Raw genomic sequence first — 12,245 nt, 5'->3', positions numbered from 1 at the left:
TCAGAAAATTAATCTTCTAAATCTTCATCTTCAACATATCGTTCCATTTCGCGTTCGTAAAACTTTCCTGCTTGTACGATTAGCGTTTCCATTTCTGACTCAACTTCACTTTCTTCAGATTCTTCTATAGACTCTAAAAATTCTATCTCATCTGTATTTAAGTTAATAATAAAACGAGGAAACTCTAAGTGAATAATGAAGATATCGTCTGGGTTATCTGTATTATCTGCTAAAACGAATTTAGGTAATTCCATTGTATAATGTATTAATTGTTTCTGATTAATCTATTTGATAATATGTGGAAGCGAAGATATAAAAAAATTGCGGCCATTGTTAATCCTGCTAATAATCCAATCCATATCCCTGGAGCACCAATATCAGTATATAAACTCAAGTAGATTGAAACAGGGAATCCTACAATCCAATAAGAAATGAATGTTATAATCATTGGTATATTGACATCTTGTAGTCCTCTAAGTGCTCCTAATGTCACTACTTGAATACAGTCTGAAATTTGAAAGAATGCACAGATTAACAACAGTTGACCAGCAACTGCAATTACTTCACTATTGACTACCTCATTTACCAAGTCCTTGTTATCCAAGAAAAGCATTGGAATATAATTTCTAAACACTATAAAGAACAAAGCGAAACCTATATAAATAATTACAGCCATCAGCATAATAGATCTTGCTACGGTCTTTAATTTTACATAATCCTTTAGTCCTCTTTGATTACCCACGCGAATCATTGCTGCAACACTTAATCCACTGGCGAACATAAATGTCATAGAAGACATACTCAGTGCAATTTGATTAGCTGCTTGAGATACAGTACCGATCATGCCCGACAACCATACTGCCCCTACAAATAATGCTACTTCGAAGAAGCTCATCATACCAGAGGGTATTCCTATCTTGGTAATTTTACTCAACATATCTCTACTTACCTCTGATAATTTAATATCCAACAGAAAAGGTTTGAACATTTCTTGCTTTCTCAAAGCAAAATGCATGTAAACAATCATGACCAATCGAGAAATCAAAGTTCCATATGCTGCTCCTAACATTCCCAGCTCAGGAAAAATCCAAATACCATAAATCAATAAATAATTAAATAAAACATTAGTTACATTTGATATTACAGTTGCATACATGGCGTTCTTGGTCTGCGATTTTCCGTCTGCAAATTGCTTGTAGGCTTGATACATTACCATGGGAATCAACGACAAAGCTACGATATCCAAAAAGGGCTTTGCTAAAACTGTTACTTCTTCTGGTTGTCCCATATGCATAAGCAACGGTTTAGCAAAGTAAATTATCGCAAACAATAATATACCTAAAGTCGTACATAGAAATAGTCCGTTCACAAAAACTGAACGTCCTTCTTTTGTATTATTCTCCGCATCACTATGCGCTATTAAAGGCGTAAGAGCTGTTGAGAAACCTACTCCTAAAGAAATAGCTATAAACACAAAACTATTGGCAAGTGAAGCTGCTGCTAATTCAGTAGCACCTATTTTCCCTACCATTATATTGTCTATTACTCCAACTATGGTATGTCCTAACATAGCTAAAATAATAGGATACGCTAACTTTATATTATATCTAAACTCACTAAAGTAAATCGATAAGTTCATCCTCTAAAACTTTTTTGCAAATATAATGAGTTGATTTCGATAATATATCTCAATTATACTAATGCTTTAAAAAGATTTCCCCTATTCCTATAGTATTAAAAAATAATCTAAAAATAAAAACCTCACTTCTTTTTACAAACAAGGTCATACAGCAACATTAAAAAGGTTATTCTACATTGACTTATTCACTCATTAACCTCTCCTTGTACAAAGCTAAATCTGCCTTTACATTGTCTGGCAATTCAGGAATCTTAATATCGTCATATTGACTCATTACCTCCTCAAGAATACTTGCGAGTATATAACGACACAAATCTTTATTATCTGCTGGAATGACATACCACGGACATTGCTCTGTAGAAGTTTTACTGATTGCCATTTCATAGTAGCGTTGATAATCCTCCCAATACTGTCTTTCTTTAACATCAGCTGGCTCAAACTTCCAATTGTGTTTGTCCTTATCTAATCTGCGCAGTATTCTACTCTTTTGCTCATCCTTACTCATGTGCAAAAAGAACTTTAGCACAATCACTCCATTATTGCTAATGTGCTTTTCAAAATTTTGTATTTCAGTGTATCTTTTTTCCCAGAAATCATCAGTGATATCCTCTAAACTCTCAATGTTAGGAATGCGCTCATTCAGCACTATTTCTGAATGTACTTTAGAAACCAACACATTTTCATAATGGGTGCGATTAAATACTGTAAACTTTCCTCTTTCTGGAAGAGTAACATAATGCCTCCACATATAATCGTGTTCTAACTCAAAAGAAGTAGGTCGCTTAAAACTCTGTACATCAACTCCCCTGGCATTAAAAGATTTAAATACCTCTCTGATTAAACTATCTTTACCCGCAGCATCCATCCCTTGTAGGCAAATCAGAACACTGTAGCGATTATGTGCATACATTATATCTTGAAACTTCCCCAATCGGCGACTCACTTCATCTAATTTTCGCACTGCCTTTTTTGATTTCATCTCAAAATCAGGTTTAGTTGCAAGTTCATCTAATTTTATATCCCCTAATACTTTGTACTTCTTTTCAAATCCCATAATCATCTTTATTTTAGAACTTAAAAATTAACATTTTTTATTTAGATTTGAAATTATATATCCAACATTTTTAAAATGAAACAATTGACATTAGAATTTCTATTCCACATATTCGGATTAAGTGCTGCATCCGGTATAGTATACAACGATGAACAAATACACCTCATAGCTGATAACAGCACTTACTTATATCACTATGACATGACTAATACTCTCTTTACAAAAACTCCTTTAAGCCAAGAAGATTATGGTCAAGAGAATATCGCTAAGAATATGAAACCCGATTTTGAATCCATCACACAAAATGAATTAAACTACTACATATTTGGTTCAGGTTCTACAGAGAAAAGAATTGACTTAATTGAGGTGCACAAACTAACTAATGAAGTTATCAGTACCCAGCAACTGGATATTCTTTACGAGTCGATGAAAGCTTTTGCAGGTATAGACAATGACAACTTCAATATCGAAGGTGCAATATTAGACGGTGAGACTTGGTATTTTTTTAATAGAGGTAATGGACCTAAAAGTCAAAATGGAATCTTCATTGTTACAGGTGAGAATATTATAGATAACTTTAGATTAACTTACTTTCCTATTAAACTACCAAAGATTAATAAAGTACAGAGCTCTTTTACTGATGCTGTAAAAGTAGATGAAGATATTTACTTTTTAGCTGCTGCAGAAGATGTAGCATCCAATTACAAGGACGGTGAAATTAAAGGAAGTTTAATTGGAAAAATCAACTTAAAGAAACTCAAATTAGAAAAGACCAAAGTCATCAGTGAGAATCACAAGTTCGAAGGAATTACTATATACAAACAAAATGCTAAAGAAATAGAATTTCTCTTATGTGAAGATCCCGACAACGACAAAAATCAAACGGGTATATATAAACTAACAGTAAACAAATAAAAAAGCAGATGTATTCACATACATCTGCTTTTGCTTTATCAGAAATAAAGCTATATTGAATTAGTAGTTTTCTTACAAATAAACCTTCTGTTGGTCCAGAGTGCTAAAATAAAGTAAAATATACAAACTAACCACATTTGAATAAAGATATCTTTAATTTCATATAAAGATGCACCAAATTGCGACAAGGAAACATATCCCTGTGCTCCTAATGTTGTAGGAACAAATACAGAAAGCTTTTGCATCCAAAGAGGAAAAGAACTCATTGGCCAAGATGCTCCAGAAAACAACATCGTTGGCAGTGAAAAAATGGTTACAATCATTAACGCCTCCTCTCTTTTCCTAAAAAAGTTAACGGCTGTCATTCCCAAGAAAGTAACTGCCAGAATAAAAGGAATTAAAAATACGATGATTTCAAATAAATTCCCTCTTAGTGGGAAATTAAATGCTCTTGTCACAACTAACGTAGCAATCATCATTAAGAACATAGAGAATACTAAATAAGCTAAACTCCTTCCAATCGTAGAAAAGAAAATACCATATTTTCTATTCGCATAAGAAAATGTTCTCGCAAACAAATTTCCCTCACGTAGTGTTCCTCCTATCACTCCCATAGCAGAAATCTGCAAAGTCTGTAAAGCAATTAAAAACACCACTGGCAATAAGAATGTTCCGTAACCCGAATTTATGTTATACAAAGGAACTGGTACGGGATTAAATGGTCGTCTACTTGCCATTGCCTGTTTCATAGGTACACCAGAAGACATCGTTTTATTTACTTCTATCTGCGCATTAATCGTCCCCATAGTACGCATTACTGCCCCTATAGTTTGCTTATAATAAAGCATATAAGCAGCGTCACAATAAGCTGAAACTGAAGGAGTCAATCCCTTTTGAATATCATGTCCAAAATCTGGTGGAATAATAATTATACCATGTACTTTTTCTTCTTTATACAATTGTTGCGCTATGTCAACACTTTGCGTTTTATAAGTTACATTTACCTGAGCTGTTGCATCTAACATTCGCCCTACTTGTTGACTTAACTTAGAGTTATCTTGATCTACCACTACAATTGATAAATCTTCTATCACTTCGTTTGAATAAACGTAAGAATAAAAAAAGAAAACAAATAAAACGGAAAATATATAAGATGTAATTACTGCTGAATCAGAAAAAATCAACTTAACCTCTCGTTTAGCACCTTCAAAAATTAAAGCCAAACCTGCTATTAGATTCTTAAACATTGTAGCCTCCTTTCTTTAATCGCAAATAATATATCGGAGCCGAAATAATACCTATAACAACAAATACTGATAACACAATCAGATAAGTACGTTGCATACCATTAAAAGAGATACCGCGAACAGCATAGCTAATAACAAATCTCAAATAAGAGTGAAAAGGAAAAATATAATTAAGCCCTTGCACAAAGTTGCTCATCCCTTCTGGCGGGAAAGTATAACCCGTAAATGAAAAAGCCAATGCAGTATATCCTCCTCCAATCGTCATAGCCGTACGCAAACTTGTAACAACCGAAGTTACAAATAGCGCCATAGATTGACACACAATAATGAATGATAATGTAATCAAGTTTATAAAAGCAAAGCTGCCATTTAATGGGGCTTGTATTTTATAAAACAACAAACTATTCATAAAAAAGCCTACAATAAAGAACACAATTGTATAGGGAAGTAATTTTCCAACTATCGCAACAAAAACTTTATTGTTTGCTTGCTCTAATAATTCATGGCCTCTTTTGTATTTTAAAACATTCCCAAGCGCATAAATCGAAACAATCATTACCACAATTTGAAAAGCCATTGGCAAAAAGCCAAGGTTCAAATAAGCACCATAGTTTAAAAAGGGATTAAACAAAGTGTGACTATCTGTTCCAATAGGAGTAATAACTCCCTTAGTTTGCTCAGGCATCATGCCCTTTTTCTTTAATATTTCAATTTGTGCACCTGCAGCAAAAGAGCCTGCTATCAGTTGAAAATCACGTTGAATCAATCCTGCAGGTAATAGATACTGTCCATTAAAATAACACATCACATTAGGTGCCAATCCGTTTTGTACGTTCTTATGAAAGTCTTTTGGGATAACAATAAGTGCAAAAGACTTACCTGTTCTAACCGTTCTTTGTCCCTCTAACTCATCTGTAACCTCATAAGCTATATCCATAGTAGCATTAGCATCAATCATTCTGACTAATTGACGAGATACACTACTTTTATCCAAATCTAAAAGTGTCACAGGCAAATTCCTTGCTACATTTTCCGACAATAGACTTGAATAGAAAAAGAATAACAGAGCCGGTATTCCGATCATCAAGAGCAATAATCTTGGAGAAGAAAATATCCTAACACACTCTTTCTTAAATATGGATACAAAACCTTTTTTCACGTTAATATGATTTATTTCAAACTTTTCTCTAAAACTAAAGCACTCATTCCAGGACGTAGACCATCAACCTTTTTCACTGGATAAGCTTTAATCAGAAATGTTTTCATATCGAACTCCCCTTTAGTTTTTGTTGCACTCCATGTTGCATAATCTGCTTGAGCTGCAATATACTTTACTTCTAATTCGATCTCTTGATTACCTAATGCAGGAACGCTAGCATGTAACTTAGCTCCCATTTTAAAATAAGGCATTAGATTCTCCTTAATATTAAAATATACCCATACATCATCTAAATCAACTAAGTTTACAATAGGATATCCAGAATTTACAATTTCCCCTTTATTAGGCATAATCGTCAGTACCTCTCCCGATTGAGGAGCTTTTACTTCTCCCTCTCCTTTTAATATTTGCACTTCCTGCACAGCAGCCATTGCTTGATGTACTTTAGCCAAAGCAGCTTGCTTATCCTCTACACGAGCTCCATTTGTTGCCATTCTATATTGAGAATGAGCGGCTTTTTCAACCTCTTGAGCAGCTTTATACTGTGTATAAGCCTCATCTTTTTTCTGTGCTGGTAGTACTTTCTCATTAAACAAGTTCTCTACCCTTGTATATGTTTTAGCGGCAAGTTCAGCACCAATTTTGGCTTGTTGCCACATATTATAGGCTGCTTGTATTTCTTCTTCTCTTGCTCCTTTTGTCGCTTTGGCATCTAATGCTTGAGCTGCTTTTTGCACAGACTCTGCCTGAGCCAACTTAGCGTCTATTTCTGGTGTACTAATTTGCAACAATACTTGCCCACTCTTAACTTTATCCCCTTCTTTTACATAGATAGCATCAATACGTCCAGGTATTTTTGATGCGACATTTATTTGAGTTGCCTCAACTTGTCCTTGAATATAAGAATCTTTATCTCCTGTCATGAACCAAATAGAGATCACTACAATGAGAACAACAGCAACTACTCCTATAAGTGCACTAATAGCTTTATTTTTCATCTTTTACCTTAATATTATTTTGCGTATTCTATAAAATTCTGACTTAAACCTGCGTACTCTAATAATGAAGCTACGTTTATAGCATAATTAAAATGAGCTTGAAGTTTTTGTAATTTAATTCCCGAAAGTTTCATTTCTGCATCCACAACATCTGTAGAAGAAGCAAACCCTTCTGAAAAAGCTTTGTTGCGCACGCGTAAAAGTTCTTCTCCTAACTTTTCTTGTGTTGACAAGTTTTCTATTTGCTCAACTTGTTTTTCAATATCTTGATACAACTTGGTCACAAGCATTTGCACATCGTTCTTAGCTTTTGTTTCAAAAAGTTCAACACTTTCTTTTGTAGCCTTTGCAGCCTTAATCTCATTTCGATTTCTCAATCCCTCAAATAGAGTGTACGACACTCCTACTCCGACTACCCAAACATTATCATTATCGTGCATAACACCAGCACTCATTGGGTTATTGTGCGCTAAAATTGTTTGACCAAAAGCTGCCACAGTAGGATAGTAAGCCGATTTCTTAGCTTTAATTCCTTGTTCTGCTAAATCCTTCTGAAGAACTAATTTTTGAAGTATAGGGTAGTTGATTAAAGCAGCATCTTTGTAAAAATCTAAATCCTCCAATGCGTCTAAAATAAAGAAACCACTTACCAAGTCTTCTGGCACCTCATCTACTTCAAGTGTATTGGCCAAAGCAATGCGTGCCAATTTGATATCTTTAATAGCTGCATCCAACTGACGTCTTGCCTCTGAGACAGCCACATCGGCAGATAGCCTCTCTACAGGAGCGATCATGCCATTCTCCTCTAACTTAGTTGCATCGTGCAAATGGTGTTGCATTCCCTTTAGCACTTCTTCGCGCACTTTTACTGCCTCATCAGCTAACTTTACTGCATAATAGCGCTGGGCTAATTCTGAAATCAATTGATTTTGCTTATTCTCTAAATCTTTTTCTCCTATTTCTTTTTGAATACTTTTTGCCTTGATAGCAGCATTTATCTTTCCTCCTGTAAACAAAGGCCAAGTAGCCATAAACCCACCAAAAGCCATGTCTCTTTTGTTAAAAGAAACACTCCAGTTGCCCAAAAGCTCAGGATTAGGTAAATGAACAAAATCTCCTACTCCATTGCGAAGTCCATTCAAATCAACTCCTAAAGATCGATCCAAATAAACGCCCATCCCAAATGCCTTAACTGTTGGATAACGCAATCCCTTGGCTGCTTTCCATTCGTATTCATGCACTTCTTCTTGTTTTTCTTGTGCTTTCAACGCGCTATTCTCTTTATGCATCATTTCATATGCCTGAGAAAAAGTCAGCGTTTGTGCTTGAGCAGTGTTTGATGTAAATACACAGAGAATACTTCCACATACAACAGTAAAAATCCCCTTTAATTTCAATCTATTCATTGACTACTATTTGATATTATATATACCTTGCTTTGTATTTTCTAAAAATCCCTTCACTTGGTAACTACAAATTTTCGCATAAAATTAAACTATTTTATCTAAAAATGAAGTCATAATCGCGAAAACTCCTTCTTTTACAAAGTTAATTAATACAAAAAAATCACGTTTTTTCCTAAATTATTACCACCTATCACAGAAACTCATATACCCAAGTTCAAAGGAACTAAGGTAGGTAAATCAAAACGCATGCCATTACAACCCATTTCCATAATAATATACACAATACACACCGACTACACAACCTATTGACTACTAAGTTTTATAAGATAAAAATACACCAACTGATTACTACAAGTAACTCGTCTTTTACCTTTGCCTTTATAAGTGGAAAGACATAACCAAAATAAAATAGTAGATAAATAAAAAAAGCCCTCTAACTAAAGAGGGCTCTATCTTTTATGTAGAAAAGTAACTATTTTTCAATTTCGCGTAAACTTTCCATTTTTTTATGTGCTAAGAATCCTTTGATGTCCTCAAAATGCTCTTTTACACGTTTGTTTCCAAACTCAAATACTTTCTCTGCTAAACCGTCCAAGAAGTCACGGTCGTGTGACACTAAAATAACTGTTCCTTCAAAGTCCCTTAACGCATCTTTGATAATGTCCTTTGTCTTCATATCTAAGTGGTTCGTAGGCTCATCGAGAATCAACACATTATATGGCTCTAATAATAACTTAACCATCGCAAGACGCGTTTTCTCACCTCCTGAAAGTACTTTAACCTTTTTTTGAATATCATCTCCTGAGAACATAAAAGCTCCCAAAATATTCTTTATCTGCGTTCTGATATCTCCTTCTGCAATTCTGTCAACTGTTTCGAAGATTGTTAAGTTCTCATCTAACAAAGAAGCTTGATTCTGTGCAAAATATCCAATTTGAGCATTATGCCCTATCTCTACGTCACCTGTAAAGTCAATTTCCTTCATGATCGCTTTAATCATCGTAGATTTACCTTCCCCATTCTTTCCAACAAAAGCAACTTTTTGCCCTCTTTCAATCACCATATTGGCATCTTTAAACACCACGTGCTCACCATAGGACTTCGAAAGATCTTTTACCACAACAGGATACTGTCCAGCGCGCGCAGCAGGTGGAAACTTTAATCTAAGTGCAGAGTTATCCACTTCATCTACTTCAATTATTTCCAACTTTTCAAGCATTTTTACACGAGATTGCACTTGTAAAGTCTTCGAATAAGTTCCTTTAAAACGCTCTATAAATTCAGTTGTTTCCGCAATCATCTTTTGCTGTTCTTCATACGCTTTTAACTGATGAGCACGTCTATCTTGACGCAACACTAAGTAGTCAGAATACTTCGCTTTATAATCATAGATTTTACCCATCGTAACTTCGATTGTACGATTTGTAATATTATCCACAAATGCACGGTCATGGGAAATAACCATCACCGCTTTAGCTTGATTAATTAAAAAATCCTCTAACCACTGAATACTCTCGATATCCATGTGGTTGGTAGGCTCATCTAAAAGAATCAAATCTGGTTTCTGCAATAAGATCTTAGCCAATTCAATTCGCATTCGCCAGCCTCCACTAAATTCAGAAGTTGGGCGTGTAAAATCTTCTCTTTCGAATCCCAAACCTTTCAAAATCTTCTCTACTTCAGCCTCATAATTAACTTCTTCAATTGAATAAAACTTTTCACTTAGCTCAGATACACGTTCAATCAACTTCATATAAGCATCACTCTCATAATCGGTGCGAACAGTCAACTCTTCATTAAGCTCATCAATCTCTTTTTTCATAGAGAATATACTCGCATACGCCTTAGATGCTTCTTCCATCACAGTACAATTATCCTCTGTCAATAAGTGCTGTGGCAAATAAGCAATTACGGCATCTTTTGGTGCAGATATACTTCCAGTAGATGGTTTATTTACCCCTGCAACAATCTTTAATAGAGTAGATTTTCCTGCTCCATTCTTCCCCATAAGAGCAATCTTGTCGTTTTCATTAATCGAAAAATTGACACCACTAAATAATGTAGTACCACCAAACTGAACTGAAATGTCGTTAACTGTAATCATGTAACTTCGTATATCTATTTTATAATTATTTGCAAATATAGTATTTGTTAGATACCATTTAGCAGATTTGAAATAATAAAAAAAGCTCTGTGAATTAACTTCCACAGAGCTTGTATATTCATTGGGTAATATACCCTTATTATTCCATTTCTTCTTTCTTTTTACCAAACATAAAAAGCAAGACATAACCAATAACTCCACCTAAACCTGAAGCCATTAAAATCCCCAGTTTAGCTTGATCAGGGAACTCCGGATGTAGATTGATATCAAATGCTAATTCAGTAACGAATAACGACATTGTAAATCCAATCGCCGCTAAGAATCCTAATCCCAATAGATTCAAATAAGTCATTCCTTTAGGCATCGAAACTACTTTCAATTTAATCAACAAAGCAGTTAGTCCAGACACACCAATAACTTTTCCTATTAACAGTCCAAATGCCACCCCTAAAGTTACAGCACTGAAACCACCGTCACCTAAGCTGATTGGAATAGCAGCATTCGCAAGTGCGAAAACAGGCATTACAAAGAAAGCTACAAAGTTATGCATACTGTGCTCCAAGCGAATAGAAGCTGGTAAAGCATCTCTTGACAAATCTTTTATATCGTGAACACACTCCATCTGAGCACCAGTCAAGTTTGGTATTTTATCATCAGGATCAATTTTACTGAATCGATCTCTTAAGCTATTTAATTTAGTAACGAAGTATGATTCGTTAACTTTTGCCGTACTCGGAATTGCAAAAGCTGCTAAAACCGCTGCAATCGTTGCGTGAACACCAGATAGTAAAAAACACAACCACACTCCACCAATACCAATAATAGCATAGTAAATTGTATTTCTGATTCCTATTAAATTACTCAACACTAACAATCCAAAGAATCCAAGTCCCATTCCCAAATTAGTAATTGACAAATCACTTGTATAGAACATCGCTATAACTAATACAGCACCTAAGTCATCTGCAATAGCTAAAGCAGTCAAAAACACTTTAAGTGAAGTAGGTACTCTATCACCTAATAAATACAGTACTCCAAGGGCAAAAGCAATATCAGTTGCCATCGGAATCCCCCAACCATGTGCTGCATCAGTTCCACCATTGAAGATCAAATAAACAGTAGCAGGTACCACCATTCCACCAATAGCCGCTATGATAGGCAACATTGCTTTCTTAGGTGAAGACAGTTCTCCTGTTGTCAATTCTCGTTTCAATTCTAAACCAACCACAAAGAAAAAGATTGCCATCAATCCATCATTCACCCAATGCTTTAAAGAGTGATTCAACGTCATATCATTAAGCGTAAAGCCAATATGATTATCATCCCAAAAGCTCATATATGCATCAGCCCATTGAGAATTAGCCATAAAAATAGCAAATACAGCAGCTAAAAATAATACTATCCCACCAGACGTAGATTTACTCATAAATCGACTCATTGGCGCCGTAATCCATTTATCTGCTGGAGATAATTTAATATTGTTATCCATCGTTTTTTAAATTTGTTAGCGAATATAGTTTTTCTGATACTTTTAGGCAAATTAGTAACCTTATTTTTGTATTAAATCTTGTGATTATCGAGGTTTTACAGTACTTAAACCTTCTTGTTAATCCTTGAAAAAGACAAATGAATTAAAGTTGAATAGAAGTAAATTGACAATGTAGTGCATTGAATCAATCAAGTCTGTTTGTTCTACCCCATTCTTATCGCTTATAACCATTGA

General features: G+C 34.8%; 10 protein-coding genes. 1 reads left to right on the top strand and 9 read right to left on the bottom strand.

The features are described 5' to 3' along the window. Positions 1-8: 8 nt before the first annotated feature. The 3 genes from NWE55_RS11625 to NWE55_RS11615 form a co-directional block, all read right to left on the bottom strand. Positions 9-254 (bottom strand): DUF8828 family protein, encoded by a 246-nt coding sequence (locus NWE55_RS11625; protein WP_155091731.1) that lies wholly within the window; start codon positions 252-254, stop codon positions 9-11. 11 nt (positions 255-265) lie between these two features. Next, on the bottom strand, positions 266-1,639 hold the full coding sequence (locus tag NWE55_RS11620) for an MATE family efflux transporter (protein ID WP_155091732.1): 1,374 nt from the start codon (positions 1,637-1,639) through the stop codon (positions 266-268). A gap of 181 nt (positions 1,640-1,820) precedes the next feature. Next, positions 1,821-2,693 carry a PPK2 family polyphosphate kinase gene (locus NWE55_RS11615; protein WP_258204076.1) on the bottom strand — a complete coding sequence of 291 codons (873 nt, stop codon included), beginning with the start codon at positions 2,691-2,693 and terminating at the stop codon, positions 1,821-1,823. Positions 2,694-2,768: 75 nt separating this feature from the next. On the opposite strand from NWE55_RS11615, the gene NWE55_RS11610 reads away from it, so the two are divergent. Further along, positions 2,769-3,608: a DUF6929 family protein gene (locus NWE55_RS11610; protein ID WP_155091734.1), complete on the top strand. Its 840-nt coding sequence runs from the start codon at positions 2,769-2,771 to the stop codon at positions 3,606-3,608. Between the two features lie 50 nt (positions 3,609-3,658). On the opposite strand, the gene NWE55_RS11605 is transcribed toward NWE55_RS11610, so the two are convergent. The 6 genes from NWE55_RS11605 to nhaA all read right to left on the bottom strand — a co-directional run bounded on the left by NWE55_RS11605 (position 3,659) and on the right by nhaA (position 12,011). After that, positions 3,659-4,855: an ABC transporter permease gene (locus NWE55_RS11605; protein ID WP_155091735.1), complete on the bottom strand. Its 1,197-nt coding sequence runs from the start codon at positions 4,853-4,855 to the stop codon at positions 3,659-3,661. After that, positions 4,848-6,014: an ABC transporter permease gene (locus NWE55_RS11600; RefSeq protein WP_258204075.1), complete on the bottom strand. Its 1,167-nt coding sequence runs from the start codon at positions 6,012-6,014 to the stop codon at positions 4,848-4,850. The genes NWE55_RS11605 and NWE55_RS11600 overlap by 8 nt, the downstream gene beginning before the upstream one ends. An 11-nt stretch (positions 6,015-6,025) precedes the next feature. After that, on the bottom strand, positions 6,026-7,012 hold the full coding sequence (locus NWE55_RS11595; RefSeq protein ID WP_155091736.1) for an HlyD family secretion protein: 987 nt from the start codon (positions 7,010-7,012) through the stop codon (positions 6,026-6,028). A 14-nt stretch (positions 7,013-7,026) separates the two neighbouring features. Beyond that, positions 7,027-8,418 (bottom strand): TolC family protein, encoded by a 1,392-nt coding sequence (locus tag NWE55_RS11590; protein WP_155091737.1) that lies wholly within the window; start codon positions 8,416-8,418, stop codon positions 7,027-7,029. Between the two features lie 472 nt (positions 8,419-8,890). After that, complete coding sequence (locus NWE55_RS11585; RefSeq protein ID WP_155091738.1) at positions 8,891-10,522, bottom strand: ABC-F family ATP-binding cassette domain-containing protein; 1,632 nt, start codon at positions 10,520-10,522, stop codon at positions 8,891-8,893. 139 nt (positions 10,523-10,661) lie between these two features. Beyond that, entirely contained in the window at positions 10,662-12,011 is a 1,350-nt protein-coding gene (gene nhaA / locus NWE55_RS11580) for a Na+/H+ antiporter NhaA (RefSeq protein ID WP_155091739.1), read from the bottom strand. Positions 12,012-12,245 lie beyond the last annotated feature (234 nt).

This window comes from Myroides albus (assembly GCF_024722315.1).
Lineage (GTDB): Bacteria > Bacteroidota > Bacteroidia > Flavobacteriales > Flavobacteriaceae > Flavobacterium > Flavobacterium album_A.
Note: the sequence above shows the minus strand (reverse complement) of the source record. Positions and strands in the feature narration are given on the sequence as shown.